The organism is Streptomyces sp. NBC_01013, from assembly GCF_045162765.1.
Lineage (GTDB): Bacteria > Actinomycetota > Actinomycetes > Streptomycetales > Streptomycetaceae > Streptomyces.
On sequence record NZ_CP108687.1, the window covers coordinates 592,045 to 609,447 of the forward strand.

General features: G+C 70.5%; 14 protein-coding genes. 8 read left to right on the top strand and 6 right to left on the bottom strand.

Going from position 1 to position 17,403, the window contains the following annotated elements; translation table 11 throughout:
- The first annotated feature begins 2 nt into the window (after positions 1 to 2).
- From OG538_RS02560 to OG538_RS02575, 4 genes are all read left to right on the top strand, one after another.
- The gene (locus tag OG538_RS02560; protein WP_406089696.1) at positions 3 to 1,283 is read left to right on the top strand and encodes a transporter; all 1,281 of its coding nucleotides are present in this window, start codon (positions 3 to 5) and stop codon (positions 1,281 to 1,283) included.
- Between the two features lie 51 nt (positions 1,284 to 1,334).
- Positions 1,335 to 2,432 (top strand): hypothetical protein, encoded by a 1,098-nt coding sequence (locus OG538_RS02565; protein ID WP_406089698.1) that lies wholly within the window; start codon positions 1,335 to 1,337, stop codon positions 2,430 to 2,432.
- 284 nt (positions 2,433 to 2,716) lie between these two features.
- Positions 2,717 to 5,077, top strand: coding sequence for a GH92 family glycosyl hydrolase (locus OG538_RS02570; protein WP_406089700.1), 2,361 nt, complete (start codon positions 2,717 to 2,719; stop codon positions 5,075 to 5,077).
- A gap of 275 nt (positions 5,078 to 5,352) precedes the next feature.
- Complete coding sequence (locus OG538_RS02575) at positions 5,353 to 5,430, top strand: 50S ribosomal protein bL37 (protein WP_406099958.1); 78 nt, start codon at positions 5,353 to 5,355, stop codon at positions 5,428 to 5,430.
- Positions 5,431 to 5,625: 195 nt separating this feature from the next.
- On the opposite strand, the gene OG538_RS02580 is transcribed toward OG538_RS02575, so the two are convergent.
- From OG538_RS02580 to OG538_RS02595, 4 genes are all read right to left on the bottom strand, one after another.
- The gene (locus OG538_RS02580) at positions 5,626 to 6,645 is read right to left on the bottom strand and encodes an SDR family oxidoreductase (protein WP_406089701.1); all 1,020 of its coding nucleotides are present in this window, start codon (positions 6,643 to 6,645) and stop codon (positions 5,626 to 5,628) included.
- Positions 6,646 to 6,789: 144 nt separating this feature from the next.
- Positions 6,790 to 8,610 (bottom strand): thiamine pyrophosphate-requiring protein, encoded by a 1,821-nt coding sequence (locus OG538_RS02585; RefSeq protein ID WP_406099960.1) that lies wholly within the window; start codon positions 8,608 to 8,610, stop codon positions 6,790 to 6,792.
- Between the two features lie 54 nt (positions 8,611 to 8,664).
- Positions 8,665 to 8,826, bottom strand: coding sequence for a hypothetical protein (locus OG538_RS02590; RefSeq protein WP_406089703.1), 162 nt, complete (start codon positions 8,824 to 8,826; stop codon positions 8,665 to 8,667).
- A 370-nt stretch (positions 8,827 to 9,196) separates the two neighbouring features.
- On the bottom strand, positions 9,197 to 10,066 hold the full coding sequence (locus OG538_RS02595) for an SDR family oxidoreductase (protein WP_406089705.1): 870 nt from the start codon (positions 10,064 to 10,066) through the stop codon (positions 9,197 to 9,199).
- A gap of 228 nt (positions 10,067 to 10,294) precedes the next feature.
- Between OG538_RS02595 and OG538_RS02600 the strand changes: the two genes are divergently transcribed.
- Together OG538_RS02600 and OG538_RS02605 are read left to right on the top strand one after the other, a co-directional pair.
- Positions 10,295 to 10,774 (top strand): SRPBCC family protein, encoded by a 480-nt coding sequence (locus OG538_RS02600; protein WP_406089707.1) that lies wholly within the window; start codon positions 10,295 to 10,297, stop codon positions 10,772 to 10,774.
- A 67-nt stretch (positions 10,775 to 10,841) separates the two neighbouring features.
- A complete protein-coding gene (locus tag OG538_RS02605; RefSeq protein WP_406089709.1) occupies positions 10,842 to 12,458 on the top strand; it encodes a phytoene desaturase family protein in 1,617 nt (538 codons plus the stop codon).
- 409 nt (positions 12,459 to 12,867) lie between these two features.
- On the opposite strand, the gene OG538_RS02610 is transcribed toward OG538_RS02605, so the two are convergent.
- Complete coding sequence (locus OG538_RS02610) at positions 12,868 to 13,326, bottom strand: Asp23/Gls24 family envelope stress response protein (protein ID WP_406089711.1); 459 nt, start codon at positions 13,324 to 13,326, stop codon at positions 12,868 to 12,870.
- Positions 13,327 to 14,017: 691 nt separating this feature from the next.
- Between OG538_RS02610 and OG538_RS02615 the strand changes: the two genes are divergently transcribed.
- Both OG538_RS02615 and OG538_RS02620 read left to right on the top strand, forming a co-directional pair.
- Positions 14,018 to 14,932, top strand: a complete 915-nt coding sequence (locus OG538_RS02615) for a diiron oxygenase (RefSeq protein WP_406089713.1) — start codon at positions 14,018 to 14,020, stop codon at positions 14,930 to 14,932.
- Positions 14,933 to 15,027: 95 nt separating this feature from the next.
- Positions 15,028 to 16,674, top strand: coding sequence for an FAD-dependent oxidoreductase (locus tag OG538_RS02620; RefSeq protein ID WP_406089715.1), 1,647 nt, complete (start codon positions 15,028 to 15,030; stop codon positions 16,672 to 16,674).
- 173 nt (positions 16,675 to 16,847) lie between these two features.
- Here the strand turns inward: OG538_RS02620 and OG538_RS02625 are convergent, their stop codons facing one another.
- A complete protein-coding gene (locus tag OG538_RS02625; protein WP_406089717.1) occupies positions 16,848 to 17,372 on the bottom strand; it encodes a DoxX family protein in 525 nt (174 codons plus the stop codon).
- Positions 17,373 to 17,403 lie beyond the last annotated feature (31 nt).

Consider the following 17,403-nt stretch of genomic DNA (forward strand, 5'->3'; position numbering starts at 1 on the left):
CCATGGGCGTCGTCATCCTTCTTGTCATGGCGGCCGGTGTCGCCGCGATGCTCACCCGCAGGCTGCCCACCGCCTTCGCGCTCGTCATCCTGGGCGTCGTCATCGCCTTCGTCGCGGGCGCTCCGCTGACCGGCGAGAACAGCGTCCTGGACACGGTCGTACAGACCGGCGCGCCGTTGCTCGCCGCCACGATGATCGCGATCCTGCTCGGCTCCTGGCTGGGCAAGCTCCTCGACGAGACCGGCATCGCGGGCACCCTGGTCCGCAAGATCGTCGAGTTCGGCGGGGACCGGCCGGTCGTGGTCGCCCTCGGCGTCCTCGCCGTCTCGACCCTGGTCGGTACGGTCACCGGCTCCGCCCCCGCGGCGATGCTCGCCGGGATCATCGGCATCCCCGCCATGATCGCCGTCGGTATTCCCAAGGTCACCGCGGCCGGGACGATCCTGATGGGCATCGCCGCCGGCATGCCCTTCGAACTGCCCATCTGGCAGTTCTTCTCGACCGCCCTCGAACTGCCCGTCGACACGGTGCGCGGCTTCATGATGAAGCTGTTCCCCTTCGCGCTGGCCGCCGCCGTGCTCTTCGTCCTCATCGAGACGCGGCGTCGCGGGGTGGAGCACGCGTGGTCGCTCAAGTCGGCCTCCCCGAAGCCCGCCTCGCGACGCAAGCAGCTCGCCGACGCACCCTGGTACGCCCTGCTCACCCCGCTCGTTCCGCTGGTCCTGGCGCTCGGCTTCGAAGTCGCGATCCTGCCCTCGATGCTGGCCGGTGTCCTGTACGCGCTGGTCACGACCACGCGGCCGCGCGACATGAACAAGCGGCTGTTGCGCACTCTGTACGGCGCGTTCGAGGTCGCGGCGGCACCGATCGTGCTGTTCGTCGCGATCGGCATCCTGCTCGCCGCGGTGAAGCTGCCGGGAGCGGTGGAGTCCCTGGAACCGCTGGTGAAGGCCGTCAGCCCGCAGCACCCGGTGCTGTTCGTCCTCGTGTTCACCCTGCTCGTACCGCTCTGCCTGTACCGGGGACCCCTGAACGTCTACGGCCTCGGAGCGGGCATCGCCGGTGTCCTCATCGCCGCCGGCATCTACCCGGCTGTCGCGGTCCTCGGCCTCGCCACCTCGTACAACCAGGTCTTCGGGGTGTCGGACCCCACCAGTACGCAGACCGTCTGGAGCGCCCAGTACGCGGGGGTGACGCCGCAGCAGGTGATGCTGCGGACCCTGCCGTACGTCTGGGCCGTCGCCCTCGGCGGGTTCTGCGTGACCGCCGCCAGTTACCTGTGACCCCTCACCCCAGTCATCTGTGATCGCTCACTCCTCGGGACGGAGCAAGACATGACACAGCACGGCCATGAGCACGAGGCACACCACCACGACCCGCGGGCCGCGTCCGGCCGCCGGCAGCCGAGCCGCCGGGTCTTCCTGCGGGGCGCGGTCGCCGGGGCCGCCGCCACCACCGGAATCATCGCCACCGGCGCCGCTACGGGCAGTGCCGCGGCCGCCTCCGGTATCGATCCGGAAGGAGCCGCGGCGGCGGCCCCCGGCGGATTCCCCGCCTACCGATACGTCAAGACGCTGCTGACACCCTCCGAGCTGAAGTACAACCCGACCGGCGAGATCATCTTCCCGTGCATCCGGGGGGTCTACGACAAGCTGGCGAATCCGCTGGGCCGTTACTACCTCTACTACGGCCCGCACGACGCCCCCGGGGGCATCTGCCTGGCGTACGGCGACTCGCTGGAAGGGCCGTTCACCGAATACACGGCGAACCCCATCGTCTCCAACAACTGGCAGCCGCACTACAAGGTCAGCCATGTCGCCTCCCCGCACGTGCTGTGGAACGAGGACGTCAAGGAGTTCTGGCTCTACTTCCACGGCGAGAACAGCACGACCCGGCTCGCCCGTTCCAAGGACGGCATCACCTTCACCTACGACAAGGTGGTGCTCACCACCGCGATGATGCCGGCGGGCAGTACCGAGACCTCCTACGCCCGTGTCTTCCGGCACGACCTGCCTTCGCGGGGGGCGCGCTACGTGATGCTGTGCATGCTCAACAACCAGTCCAACCACCGTGACATCGCGTGGGGCTGGTCGAAGGACGGCCGCGACTGGACGTTCGACCAGCAGCCGCTCGTACGCCACACCGACGTCGGCGCGGACAACATCGGCGGCCCGCACCTGCTGAGCCGGAACGGAAGCACGTACGTCGTCTACAACACCAACAAGGAGAGCGGCGGCAATCTGCTGATCACCGAGGTCGGCAACGACTTCTCCCGCCGCGACCACCTCGGCGTCTTCTACGACTCGGGCACCGCAGCCCCGGAGAACGGCCGCAGCGCCTCACCGAGTTTCGGAACGGACCACGGAGTGCCGTACATGGTCTACGAGGCGGGTGAGCGTCTCCAGGGGTCGATCGCCGTCGCCCGCGGCTGAGAGAGGGGCTGGGGGCGCCGGGCCGCCGGGTCCGGCGCACCCGGTGGTTGGGCGAGGCAGAAGCCGCCGCGGTGGCAGGCGGCCATGTCCTGGGCGCCCGAGCAGCCGCGCGGCCCGCGGCCTCGGACGGGAGCCGAGCGGACAGGGAGGGGCGGGAGTTTCTGCGGTCCTCCAGGCGCCACCCCCGCCCGAGGCCGCTCACGACGATGGATTGACGGATCAACATCCGGGGAGCAAGATCGACGGCAATCATTATGACAACGTTGTCGAGCGAGAGGATCGTGATGAGAGCGCTGAAGCGCGTGTTCACCACCGCGTTGATCGTCACCACTGTGGCCGCGGCCTCGGTCACCTCCGGCGTCGCAAGCGCCGAGGAACGGGGGCCGGGGTTCGCCAAGGACCCCACCTCGCTGGTGGACACGTCCATCGGCAACAACGGTGACGGGACCACCTTCCCCGGCGCCGCGGCCCCGTTCGGCATGGTGCAGCTGAGTCCTGACACGCAGCTGAACAAGTACGCCTCCTACGACTACCAGCAGGACACCATCCTCGGCTTCAGCCATACGCATCTGTCGGGCGTCGGCTGCCAGACGATGGGCAACTTCCGTTTCATGCCCACCACCGGCGCGGTCACGTCGTCCGATCCGGCGCAGTACGGTGCCAAGTTCAGCCATGACAACGAGACCCGCTCGCCGGGCTACTACGGCGTGAAGTTCGACAACGGCGTGCGGGCGGAACTCGCCGCGACGCAGCGCACGGGCCAGCACCGCTACACCTACCCCGCCGGATCGGGCCCGGAGAACGTGCTCATCGAGGCCGGCGAGAGCAACGGCAGCACCTACGCGGGCGACATCAACGTGGTGGGCAACGACACCGTGGAGGGATGGGTCCAAGGGGGCAACTTCTGCGGTGAGACCGGCAAGGAGCGCTACCGGATCTACTTCAGTGCCACGTTCGACCGGACGTTCTCGGCTTTCGGCACCTGGTCCGACGGGACGCTCACGCCGGGCCGGCGCGAGGCATCGCGCGGTACCAAGCGCGCCGGCGCCTGGCTGACGTTCGACCCGGCCGAGGGGCGTGAGGTCGGTACGTCGGTGGGGCTGTCCTACACCTCGGTCGACGGCGCGCGCCTCAACCGAAAGGCCGAGCAGCCGAAGTCCTTCGACAAGGCCCGCGGCGGCGCACACGACGCCTGGCGGGACGAGCTGAACCGTATGCGCGTCGCGGGCGGCAGCACCGCCGACCGGCGCACGTACTACACCGCGCTCTACCACTCGCTGCTGCACCCGTCGATCGGCTCCGACGTCGACAACCGCTACCGCGGTTTTGACGACAAGGTGCACCGCGCCGACTCCCCGTACTACCAGATGTTCTCCCTCTGGGACACCTACCGCTCGCAGAACCAGCTGGTGGCCCTGCTGCATCCGGACAAGGCCGAGGACATGGCCAAGTCGATGCTGCACATGTACCAGGACGGCGGCTGGCTGCCGCGCTGGGGCCTCGGCAACAGCGAGACGAACGTGATGAGCGGGGATCCCGTCACCCCTTGGATCGTCGATGTCTACAACCGCGGGCTGCTCGACGACCGCACCTCGCGTCAGCTCTTCGACGCACTCTGGAAGAACGCCAACGACGTCCCCTCGGACCAGTCGCTCTTCCGCGGCCGTGACGGCAACCCCACGTACGTGAAGAACGGATGGGTCGGCTACCAGAACCTTCCCGGCTACAAGTACGGCGACAGCCGCCAGGCGGGCTCGGCCACGCTCGAGTACGCGCTGGGCGACTGCGCGCTCTCCACGATGGCCGGCGGCCTCGGCTACGAGGACAAGGCGGCGACGCTCGCCTCGCGCTGCGACAACTTCGCCCAGCTCTGGGACCCCGGCGTCACGTCGCAGGGCTTCTCCGGGTTCCCGGTCACGAAGAACGCGGACGGCACCGTCGCGGGCGACCCGGACCCCACCCGGTCCGGGGCGTTCCACGAGGGCACCGCGTGGCAGTACCAGTGGCTCGCCCAGCAGGACCCGCAGACCCTCTTCGGTCTCATGGGCGGTCAGAAGGCCGCTGAGCAACGGCTCGACAAGTTCTTCGACATGCCGGCCGTGCTCAGCGACCCGGCGAAGGCTGCTTCGGAGTCGTGGGTGACCGGCGCGTACGACTACCACAACAACTTCGCCTTCAACCCGAACAACGAGCCCGACTTCCACACGCCGTGGATGTACGCGTGGACCGGCGCGCCGTGGAAGACCTCCTCGGTGCTGCGTGCGATGCGGACGCTCTTCACCGACGACGTGTACGGCATGCCCGGCAATGACGATCTCGGCGCCACTTCGTCGCTGCTCGTCTTCGCCATGGCCGGCGTCTTCGAGGCCCAGCCCGGCTCGGCCGACTACGTGGTCACGGCGCCGATGTTCGAGAAGGTCGAGATCCGTCCCGCACACGGCCGCACGATCAGGATCGAGGCCCCGGGCGCCGACGCTTCGAAGCTGCAGTACGTGTCGTCCGTGGACACGAACAAGGGCCACGTGCGCCAGAGCTGGCTCTCCCACAAGGACCTGCTCCGCTCCGGCACGATCACGATCGAGCTCAGCGACGAGCCGACGAGCTGGGGCGTCGACGCCGCCCCGCCCGCACTGGCCCAGAACTGAGGGCGAGAGGGTGCGGCCCCTCTCCCAGGGGGCCGCACCCTCTCGTTGTCCCGTCCACGAGAGCCACCACCGGAAGGGCCGATCGGTGCCGGGGCCGGAGAGACCGGCGCGCGGGACGGGAGACCGGCGACGGACGGCGACACGGGCCACCCACACGTACGGGCACGGACGTTTGCCGCCCTGTGGGCGGGTAAGGGATCCGTGATCGCCATAGGCGACAAACCGGTGGATAATGCCGGTAGACCATTCGAACGATGCAGATCAAGGAGAGTTTCATGTCCTCGAAACGACGTCGCAAGAAGAAGGCCCGCCGCAAGAACGGCGCAAACCACGGCCGCCGTCCCCAGACCTGAGGAGCCCCGGCGCATCGGACCTGGGCCCCGCTGCATCCGGGAGACGGCCCTGCGCCGTTCGCGGATGAGGAGGCGGGGCGTCGGCTCTCGGGCCGGCGCCCCGCCTTCGTCGCGGGCTCACCAACGGCGATGCTGTGCGGTGCAGGGTCGTGCGCACACTGACGGGCCTTGACGTGCTTTTACGCGCCGGAACCATCAACGGCCCAAGCGGAGTTTCCGCCCGCCCCCTGCAAGTGCCCCCACGGCTGCGAGCGCGGCGGCTGCGCCGAGGGCGGACGTCAGCCGTGCGTGCTGGGACGCCCACACCTGGAAGCTGCGCGTGTGCGCGTTCGTATCGAAGGGGCCGTGCGCTCCATGGTCGCTCGCACCGGCTCCGTCGACGGGCTCCCAGAGGTTGCCCGGACGCGCCGGCGCAGGTTCCTCGGTCTGCTGGGATTCGAAGCCGGTACGGGCGAGGTACCGGTCCAGCAGAGGCGCTGCGAACTTCTGCGCGAGGATCGTGGCGGCGGTACTTCCCCCCACCCAGTACTGCTTGCGCCTGGGGTGGTCGGCGGCGAACGCGATGGCGCGGGCGGCCAGCTCCGGCTGAAAGATCGGGGCAACCGGCTGCGGCTTGCGCGGTAGCCGGGACAGGACCCAGGTGAACTGAGGGGTGTTCACCGCCGGCATCTGAACAAGGGTGATGCGCACCTCGCTGTGTTCGTGCATGAGCTCGCAGCGCACCGATTCGGTGAAGCCGTTGACGGCGTGCTTGGCTCCGCAGTATGCCGACTGCAGGGGGATGCTCCGTGAGCCGAGTGTTGAGCCGACCTGCACGATCGTCCCGTGATTGCGGGGCTTCATCCGGTCCAGTGCCACCCTGGTGCCGTGCACGAAGCCCAGGTAGGCCACCTCGGTGACCCTGCGGAACTCCTGCGGGCTGATCTCATCGAAGGGCGCGAACACCGAGACGAACGCCACGTTGATCCAGAGGTCGATGGGCCCGAACCGCTGCTCCGCCCGTCCGGCCGCGGCTTCGACCGCCCCGTAGTCGGCCATGTCTGTGGGGACCGCAAGCGCCCTGCCCCCGGCCTCCTCGACATCGCGGACGGCGCCCTGGAGTCCCGCTTCCCCTCGCGCCAGGAGTGTGACGTTCGCACCGCGGCTGCCGAAGTGCTGCGCGGTGGCGCGGCCGATGCCTGCGCTCGCGCCGGTGATCACTACGTTCTGGGTCATCGCTGGAACGGTGCCTTTCTGAACGGTTCGTGTCAGGGGACCGGCGTACGAGGCGGCGATGCGGACCGGTTCACTTCGTCTCGGCGAGGACGGTGCAGCGAGTCGTGCACGAGCGGGCCCCCGCGGCAGGAGCGCCAGCACTCATCAGCTGCCCGCTCCCCCGCGTGTGTCGGGCCCGTCACCGTGCCGGTGCCCCGGCAGCATCTCCTGGACCTTGGCCTTGAGTCCCTGGCGGATCATGCCGGCCCGGTCGCTGTCGCCCTTGACGATGGCCGACGCGGCGGCTTCGATCTGGTCGAGGCTCGCGTGCGGAGGGATCGGCGGTACCGCCGGGTCGGTGCGGAAATCGATGACGAACGGCCGGTCGGCTCCGAGGGCGCGACGCCAGGCGGCTTCCACATCCGCCGGCTTCTCCACCCGCACTCCGTCGAGGCCGATCGACTGGGCGAAGTCCGCGTACGGCACGTCGGGAAGTGCCTGTGAGGGGAGGAACTGCGGCGCCCCGGACATCGCCCGCATCTCCCAGGTGACCTGGTTGAGATCCTGGTTGTTGAGCACGGCGACGATCAACCGCGGGTCCTGCCACTCGCGCCAGTACTTGGCGGCGGTGATGAGCTCGGCCAGTCCGTTCATCTGCATGGCGCCGTCACCGACGAGCGCGACGGCGGGGCGTTCCGGATGGGCGAACTTGGCTCCGACCACATAGGGCACACCCGGCCCCATGGTGGCGAGGGTGCCGGACAGGGAGCCGCGCATCGTCCCGCGCATGCGCAGGTGCCGGGCATACCAGTTCGCCGCGGAGCCCGAGTCGGCGGCGAGGATCACATCATGGGGCAGCAGGGCGTCCAGGGTGTGGACCACGTACTCGGGGTTGATGGGGTCGGCCTCCACGGCGGCCCGCCGCTCCATGACCTCCCACCAGCGCGCCGTGTCCTTCTCGATCTTCTTCCGCCAGGAACCGTGCCTCTTCTTCTTCAACTGGGGCAGCAGGGCCGTGAGCGTCTCCTTGGCGTCGCCCACCAGGTTGACCTCGAAGGGGTAACGCAATCCGATCATGTAGGGATCGATGTCGATCTGCACCGCTCGGGCCTGGTCGAGACCGGGCATGAACTGGGTGTAGGGAAAACTGGAGCCGATGACGAGCAAGGTGTCGCAGTCCCGCATGAGTTCGTACGAGGGACGGGTGCCCAGCAGTCCGATGGAGCCCGTCACGTACGGCAGATCATCGGGGAGCGCGTCCTTGCCCAGCAGGGCCTTGGCCACCCCGGCCGCGAGCGTCTCGGCGACCACCTCGACCTCGGCGCGAGCACCCCGCGCACCTTGGCCGATGAGTACCGCCACCTTCTCTCCGGCGTTCAGTACCTCAGCGGCCCTGGTGATCTCCTCGCCGGCCGGAACGGGCGCGTACGGGGACATGCCCAGGCTGGAGGGCACCATCTTGAACGCATGGGTCGGCGGCGAGTACTCCAGTTCCTGTACGTCCGCGGGCACGATGATCGCGGTCACGGTCCGGCGCGCGTAGGCGGTGCGCATGGCCCGGTCGATGACGTTGGGGAGTTGCTCGGGGACCGTCACCATTTCGCAGAAGTCCGAGGCGACGTCCTTGTACAGGCTCAGCAGGTCGACCTCCTGCTGGTAGGAGCCGCCCATGGCGGTCCGGTTGGTCTGGCCGACGATCGCGACCACCGGGACGTGGTCGAGCTTGGCGTCGTACAGGCCGTTCAGGAGATGGATCGCTCCGGGCCCCGAGGTCGCTGCGCACACGCCGGCCCTGCCGGAGAACTTGGCGTACCCGACCGCCTCGAATGCGGCCATTTCCTCGTGCCTGGCCTGGACGAACTTCGGCGTGTTGTCCGCTCGCCCCCAGGCGGCGAGCAGGCCGTTGATGCCGTCCCCGGCATAGGCGAAGACATGCTCGACCTCCCATTCGCGCAGTCGCTGGAGGATGTAGTCCGAGACTTTCATCGACACGGGATGGGCCTTTCTTCTCAGGGACAGGACTGCCACGGAGGGGCTCGGTCAGCTGCGCCACCGCCGGACGAGTCCGGCCGCACAGATCACAGCCGTCGCACCGGTTCCGGTCACCGCGGCTGCGGTGACCAGGCGCGAGGCCCAGGGCGGGGCGACGGGGCGGGAGGCGGGCTTCTCCGGACGGCCGGGCTCGCTCAGAAGCGGCGTCATGCACGGGATGCGCCCTTCACCGTGCGCCTCCGGCCCTGACAGCCGGCCCCGGCGAAGATCCCATGACTTCATCCACTCCTCTGCCGCGTGGTCCCGCAACTGAGTTCGACGACAAGAACCCGCGGCCTCTCTGCCCGAGCGGGCACCGCACCGGTTTCCGCGACGGAGGCCGGGTAACCGCCGATCAGCGGTCGAAACGCCCCTACGACGCAAAGAACACCCAAAGGGCCGAACACCTCCGAAACCCAGGTCCCCGGTTCATCCGCAGGTCGGTGCAGCGTCCGCGGAACGTACCGGTCCGGGTACCGGGTCGGGAGCGGGCGTTCAGTACCGTTGCCGACCGGGCCCGGACCGCCCGTCCCCCGGCGCGTCACTCCACCGCCGCCTCGCCACCCCTGCCCAGGGGCCCGGTCTCCGGGACGCCCCCGCCCCTCTCCAGATGCCGCATCATCCGTCGGGACCGGAGCACGACCAGCGGCGGCAGCAAGGGACGCACCAGCCGCACCGCGCGCACCCACTGCTGGGCGTAGACCGCGGCGGAGCGGCGTTCGACGCCCCGCACCAGTCGTTCCGCGACCTCTGACGCCGGATACGTCCGCGAGGCCGGCCACGGCAGCGCCGACCTCAGCGCAGGCAGGGCAGTCGACCTGTCACGGGCTCTGATCATCTCGGTGTCCACCCAGCTCGGATAGGCCACACCCACCCCCACCCCGCGGTGTGCCACTTCGGCCCGCAACGCCTGCGCGAATGCCTCGGCACCCGATTTCGAGGCGCAGTACGCGCTCATGAGCGGTGTCGCCGCGAGGGCCGCGAGGGAGGAAACCTGGAGGTAGTAGCCCCGGGTGAGCAGCAGGTCGGGCAGGAAGGCGCGTGCCGTCACCGCGCTGCCCACCACGTTGACCTCGACGACTCGCCGCCACAGGAGCGGATCGGACTCCGGGAACGGGCCGGCCGCGGCGATGCCCGCGTTGCCGATCACCACCGACGGGGAGCCGAACCGGGACCGCACCAGCGCGGCCGTCTCGTCCATCGCGGCCGCCTCGCTCACATCGACGGTCCACTGCCGCGCGGCCCCTTCGGGCAGTTCGGCCACCGTCCGCGCCAGCTCTTCCTCCTCCAGGCCCAGCAGCGCCACTCTCGCTCCGCGCCGTACCAGCGCCGTGGCCATTTGGGCGCCGAGGCCGCGGGCGGCTCCGGTGACGACCGCCGTGCGACCGGCGAGGGGGCTCGTTGCGGGCATGGCACCTCCCAACAGCGGAACACGCCTGCTTGTCCACCCAGGATGCCCCGCGCCCCGGCGGGATGCGCTTCGACAGCGGGCCGGGGGCGTGGGCGGCGCGCCGTGGCCGCACGCGGGTGCAGCGGCCACCAGCCGCGCCCCTGACCGTGGCCGCGCGCGCGTGTGTACCGGGGCCTAGCGTGGGAACCCGCAGCATGAATCGCGACACTTCGGACGACGGAGGCACGCATGGCTGTACGACACCGGTTGATCAGGAAGCCTCCCGCCGATGTCTGGGCGGTCCTGTCCGCCCCCGAACGATACGGGGAGTGGGTCGTCGGTGCCGCGAAGGCCGAGGTGGACAGGGGGCAGTGGCCCGAGCTGGGGGCGACCCTGCGCTACGAGATCAAGATCGGTCCGGCCACCCTCCACAACCGGACCGTGGTCCGCCGCAGCGAGCCGATCACGGCTCTCGAACTGGAGGCGGACAGCGGCCCGTTGGGGACCGCGAGGATCGCGATGGAACTGCGGCCCTGGGGCGGGCACACCCTCCTCATCTTCGACGAGCACCCGCTGCGCGGAGCCGGGGGCGCTCTGCACAACGGCCTCCTGGACCTGGCACAGCAAGTACGGCACCGGGTGATGCTGGGCCGCCTCGCCCGGGTGTGCGAGGGGGACGAAGACCCGGGCCGCAGCGCTCCCGGGCGGCCGCGACCGCACAAGGCGTGAACCGGCGCCGATCCGGACACGGCCGCTCCTGCGGGAGCGGCGCAACCCATCTAGCCGGGAGCGAACCATGCCGGACGCGGTAGTGATCGGTGCGGGTCCCAATGGGCTGGTCGCGGCGAATCTTCTGGCCGACGCGGGCTGGAGCGTGGAGGTCCTGGAGGCCCAGGACGAGCCCGGAGGAGCCGTCCGGCACGACCGGGGGGTCGACCCCGAGTTCGCCAGCGACCTGTTCAGTTCCTTCTATCCCCTCGCCGCCGCCTCCCCGGTGCTGGCCGGCCTGCATCTGGAGCAGGACGGGCTGATCTGGAGCCATGCCCCGAAGGTGCTCGCCCACCCCTTGCGGGACGGTCGCTGCGCGGTGCTCAGCCGGGATCTGGACGAGACGGCCGCGAGCCTGGAGGCGTTCGCCCCCGGGGACGGGGCCGCATGGAAGGAGCTGCGGGAGGTATGGGAAGTCCTGCGGCCCGGCATCCTCGATGCTCTGTTCACACCGTTCCCCCCGGTCCGGGCCGGGGCCCAGCTTGCGCTGCGGCTGCGGGCGGCGGGCGGGCTGCGACTGGCCAGGACGATGGTGCTGCCGGTGCGGCGGCTGGGCGAGGAGGAGTTCCGCGGCGAGGGTGGCAGGCTCCTGCTGGCGGGCAACGCCCTGCACGCGGACCTCTCACCCGAGGCGGCCGGCAGCGGTGGCTTCGGCTGGCTCATGTCCATGCTCGGTCAGACCTACGGCTTCCCCGTGCCCACAGGAGGCGCCGGGGCCCTCACCGCCGCGCTCGTCCGCAGGCTGGCGCGGCGCGGCGGGACCGTCCGGTGCGGGGAACGGGTCACCGAGGTCGTCATCCGCGGCGGCCGGGCCGTCGGCGTCCGCACGGCAGGCGGCGAGGCGGTACCGGCCCGCAAGGCGGTCCTTGCCGATGTTTCCGCGCCCTCGCTCTACGGTTCCCTGGTGGCCGAGCGGCACCTGCCCGGCCGCCTGCTCGCCGACCTGAAGCGTTTTCAGTGGGACTTCGCCACGTTCAAGGTCGACTGGGCGTTGGACGGCCGCGTCCCCTGGACCTGTGCGGAGGCCGCGCAGGCGGGGACCGTCCACCTCGCGGAGGGCGTGGACGCCCTCACCCGCTTCGCCGCGCAGATCGCCATGGGCCGCGTGCCGGACGAACCCTTCGCCCTCTTCGGTCAGATGACCACCGCCGATGCCGGCCGCTCCCCCCACGGCACCGAGGCCGCGTGGGCGTACACGCATGTGCCGCACAGGGTGCGCGGGGATGCCGGGGACGCGGGGCTGACCGGTGCGTGGGACGTCCGGGAGCGGGAGACGATGGCGGACCGGGTCGAGGAACAGGTCGAACGCTACGCGCCAGGCTTTCGTGACCTCATCAGGTCCCGACGCGTCCTCGCCCCGCCCACGTTGGAGAGCATGGACGCCAACCTCCGCGGTGGAGCCATCAACGGTGGAACCACTGCCATGCACCAGCAGTTGGTCTTCCGCCCCACGCCCGGAACGGGTCGTCCGGAGACGCCCGTTCCAGGGCTCTACCTCGCTTCGGCCTCCGCACACCCGGGTGGCGGAGTCCACGGCGCCCCCGGAGCCAACGCCGCACGCGCCGCTCTGCGCCGATCGCGCACGGGGGCCCTGTCCCACCTCCAGAGCATGCTGACCCATCGCGACCGCAAGGGGCAGCGCTGAAGCGTTTTGGCCAAGTACAAGTAGGTGCTCGCCCAGGCGTGGGGGCAGACGCAGAAGGGTTCACGGTCTCGGCCGCGACGCCGACTACGGGGATACACGGGCCTGTTACTCCGGGGGCGCCCCCTTCATCGCGTCTCGGTCCTCGTCGGGCAGCCACTGGGCCTCGGTCCTCGTCGGGCAGCCACTGACCGCTCGCCGATCCGGCCGACCGTACCGGCACCCTCGGCTCCGTCCCCGCGAAGCCCAACGGCCCGTCGCCGTCCCACGCCCCGCCTACGGGCCGGGCGGGGCGATGCGACGGCCGAGGTCACGTCGCCGGAATGTGGAGCTACGCCGGCCGCGGCACTTCACTTGCGCGACAGCACTTCATTCGCGCGTACGCGGAGCTGTGCCTCACGCGTAACCCGTGTCACTGGACGCGGGACTTCGACGGAGAGCGCTCCGTGTCCTCGTCCTCGTCGTCGGACCCTGGTACGTGGACGTCGAGCACCTTGATGTTGATCTCGACAACTTCCAGTCCGGTCATGGTCTCGACCGCATCTGTGACGTTGGTCCGGATGTTCTTCGCGGCGTCCAGGATGGGAATGCCGTAGTCGACCACGATGTCGACGTCGATGGCGGTCTGCTTCTCACCCACTTCCACCTTTACGCCGCGGCCCGGGTCGTTGGAGCGGGACACCTTGTCCTTGACCGCTCCCAGAGCCCGGGATGCGCCTCCGCCGACGGAATGGATTCCATCGGTCTCGCGCACAGCTATGCCGGCGATCGTCGACACCACGGTGTCCGCAATGACAGTGGTGCCACGGGTCCCACCCGATGTGTCGCCGGTTCCCAGTGCAGTGCCGCTCCGGCTGTCGTTTGTCGCCATGAGTTCCTCGCACAGAGTTGTTCTGCCGGGGGCGGACCGGACTGGACGGATTCTTCCGCCGACCTGTGCCCCCAGATCCACTGTGCTCCGGAACAGGGGCCCCCGCCATTCAGGTGAGTGGCGGGCGGGGGCCGGGGCCCCTACCGCCCCGCAAGGTCGGCGGCGGGCCCGCACCGAGCCAGTCGGCGAACCTCCGCCGGTCCCCTGCCGTCACGGCGGCAGCGGCGTCGCCGCTTTCCGCGACAAGCAGCCGGCTGTCGCGCAGCCCGAGGGAGGGCCTGCGAGCGGTCGCGGACACAGCCACGCGGCAGACCCTCACCAACTCCCCGTTCATCCACGTGAGTCGGGCATCGCGCACCTCGAAGGCGGCAGTGCACCCGTCCACCCTCCGCAGGGCGGGCGTGGCACAGAAGACCGCAGCGGGGCCGCGGGGCCGCCCTCGGACCGGCCGGCCAGGGCCTCTCACGACGCCGGGGCGCGCCGTGTCGTGGAGAGATCGTACGGATTTCCTCCGTGGGGGTAGGCCCGCGGCGCCTTCTTGCTATACCTTCCGTCTAACAGCTTGCTAGACGCGACGTCTAACAAGCTGGGGCGGCGCCTGGCGGCCGTCGATCTCATCGGGCAGACACGGGATGGGAGAAGAGGCCGGGCAGCCGTCGGGTCGATCTGTCTCGATTCAAGGAGCCGCAGCATGGCAAGCAGCACCGTTCGGCCGGAGGACCAGGACCGGATCGCCGAGCAGGACGTCGCCCGGCGCCTGCTCGATTCGGCCGCGAAGCTGTCGTACGACCCGGCCACCGAGGTGGACTGGAACACTCCACTCGACAGCGGTCACCACGGCGCGAGCCCGGAGTGGAGCACTCTCTACGGCACGTCGTACTGGCAGGAGTTGACCGAGGATCAGCGCAAGGCGCTGACCCGCCAGGAGGCGGCTTCCGTCGCCAGTACCGGCATCTGGTTCGAGATGATCCTGCAGCAGATGGTGCTGCGCGACATGTACGCCAAGGACCCCACGGACCCTCGGTTCCAGTGGGCGCTCACCGAGATCGCCGACGAGTGCCGGCACTCCATCATGTTCGCGCGCGGGGCCGCGAAACTCGGCGCACCCGCCTACCGGCCGCGCCGCGCGGTGGTCGAACTGGGGCGCGCCTTCAAGACACTTGCCTTCGGCGAGGCCGCGTACGCGGCGATCCTCGTGGCCGAGGAGGTGCTCGACGTGATGCAGCGGGACTGGATGCGGGACGAACGGGTCGCACCGTTCGTCCGGACGATCAACAACATCCACGTGGTGGAGGAGTCACGGCACATGAAGTTCGCCCGCGACGAGACCCGCAGGCGCCTGCGCACCGCGGGGCCGCTGCGCCGGCAGATCAACTCACTCGTGGTCGCCATCGCCTCGTACTACATCGTCACCAGCATGGTGAACCGGGACGTCTACGCCAACGCCGGGCTGGACGAGGCCCGCGCCCGCGCCGAGGCCGCAGCCAATGAACACCACAAGTCCCTGATGCGTTCCAGCTGTTCGGGTCTCATGGAGTTCCTGGCCTCGGCCCGCCTCCTCACCAAACCGGCCCTGTTCTTCTACAGGCGCGCCCACCTCATCTGAGCCGAACCGCTGCAAGCGCGCCGCCGCGATCCGCCCGCCTCCACCGCAGGCGCGCCGCCCTGACCTGATCCGAGCCGAGAGCCCGAGCTGACCCGATGACCTACGCCATCACCCAGACCTGCTGCAGCGACGCCACCTGCGTCGCCGTGTGCCCCGTCAACTGCATCCATCCCACGCCCGAGGAACCGGCCTTCGGCAGTACGGAGATGCTCTACGTCGACCCGGCGACCTGCATCGACTGCGGTGCCTGCGCCGACGCCTGCCCCGTCGACGCGATCTTCCCGGTGGACAGTCTCCTCGGGGCGCAGAAGGAGTTCATCGGCATCAACGCCGCGTACTACGCGGACCGGGCGCAGGTGCAGGCCGCCGGGCCGAACTTCCACGCCTGGGGCGAGCCCTCGTTTCCCCGCAGCCTGCCGTCGGACTTCGCCCCCATCCGGGTGGCCGTCGTCGGTACGGGTCCGGCCGGGATGTACGCGGCCGAGGACCTGCTGCTGCACACCAACGCCGAGGTGACACTGATCGACCGGCTGCCGGTGGCGGGCGGCCTCGTCCGGTACGGTGTGGCGCCCGACCACCCCGCGACGAAGGGGGTCGGCGAGACCTTCGCACGGCTCCACTCCCATCCCCGGGTGCGCATGCACCTGGGGGTCGAGGTCGGTAAGGACCTCACCGCCGAAGAGCTCGCCGCCCATCACGACGCGGTCATCTACGCGGTCGGCGCCTCCTCCTCCCGCCGGCTCGGCATTCCGGGCGAGGACCTGCCGGGCAGCCTGCCGGCCACCTCCTTCGTGTCCTGGTACAACGCCCACCCGGAAGTCCCGCCGGAGACAGTCGGCCTGTCCGCGGAGCGGGTGGTCGTCACCGGCAACGGCAACGTCGCGCTGGATGTGGCCCGCATCCTCGTCACGGATCCCGACGCACTGGCAGGCACCGACATCGCCGGCCACGCGCTGGCGGCGCTGCGGGACTCCGAGGTGCGCGAGGTCGTCCTGCTCGGTCGCCGCGGCCCCGGCGACCTCGCCTGCACCGGGTCCGAACTGCTCGCCCTCGGGCATCTGCCGGGCGTGGAGCTGGTGGTCGACGACGGTGACCCGCGGACCGGCGCGGAGATCGATGAGGCAGCCGCAGGTGAAAAGGCCGCTCTGATAAGGGAGTTGCCCCGCGAGATGGTGGACTGGGCGCAGCCTCCGCCGCCGGGGCGTCGCATCGTCTTCCGCTTCCACTCGGCGCCCGTGGAGGTGCTCGGCAACGACGGCGTCGAGGCGGTGCGGGTGACTCATGCCGCCGGAGATCGGGAGATACCCGCGGGCCTGTTCCTTCGGGCGATCGGCTACCGGGGGCTGCCGGTCCCCGGCCTGCCCTTCGACGAGGCGACCGGCACCGTGCCGCACGAGGGCGGCCGGGTGGTGGGTGTGACCGGCAGCTACGTCGTCGGCTGGATCAAGCGCGGCCCTTCGGGCGGCATAGGGGCCAACCGCACCTGCGCCGCCGAGACCGTCGGCACCCTCCTGGCCGACGCCGTCGCGGGCGCGCTGCCCTCGCCCGCGTACCCGGCCAGGGCGTTCGGGCGCCTCGCCCGGAGCCGGGCCCGCCAGGTGGTCGACGCCCGGGGGCTGGCCGCCATCGACCGCGCCGAGAAGGCCCGGGGTCGCGAACACGGGCGGCCGCGCGTCAAGTTCGACACGGTCGCCGCACTGATCGCCGCATCGAAGGGAAGCCGACTCCGGTCGCCGCGCTGACCACCGAGGGAGGGGCGGCGGCCGGCGCGGTCGGGCTGCCGCGCCGGCCGCCGCTCGCAGGGGAAAGCCGCCTCCGGTCGCCGCGCCGACGGCCGCCTCAGAGGGTGGCCGCCGTTCGCTCGCACCGCTGAAGCGGGCGGCCGCCACCTGGCCCCGCGGCGGAGTGGGTCCGCTCAGAACTCCTCCGGCTCCACGGTCTGCCCCTTGGCCCGCTTACCGACGACCGCGACCGCGGCCGCGGCGCTGCCCACGAAGGCCAGGGCGACCATCCAGGGCTGGTTGAACGCATGCCGGGTGACGTGGTCCACGGAGTACCGGCCGGGGCCGGTCAGGCCGATCGCGGCCGCGGTGAAGCCGAGGAACGCGGGGTACTCGTAGCCGCCGCCCTGCGCGAAGAAGCCCGCGGGCGCGTGGACGGCCACAGCTCCCGCCATCGCACCCGCGGCAGCCGCCCCGGCGGCCGGGGTGGCCAGCCCGAGGGCCAGCAGGACGCCGCCGCCGGCTTCGCCGAGGCCCGCGGCGATGGCGCTGTGCTTGGGCGGATGGAAGCCCATGGCCTCCATCCCTGCCGTGGTGCCCTCGATGCCCCCGCCGCCGAACCAGCCGAGGAGTTTCTGACTGCCGTGCGCGGCCAGCACCGCGCCCGTGCCGACGCGAAGGACAAGCAGGCCGAGGTCACGACGGTTGACACTGCCCATGAGGGTCTCCGGAAGGGTTCGGGGGCCCGGC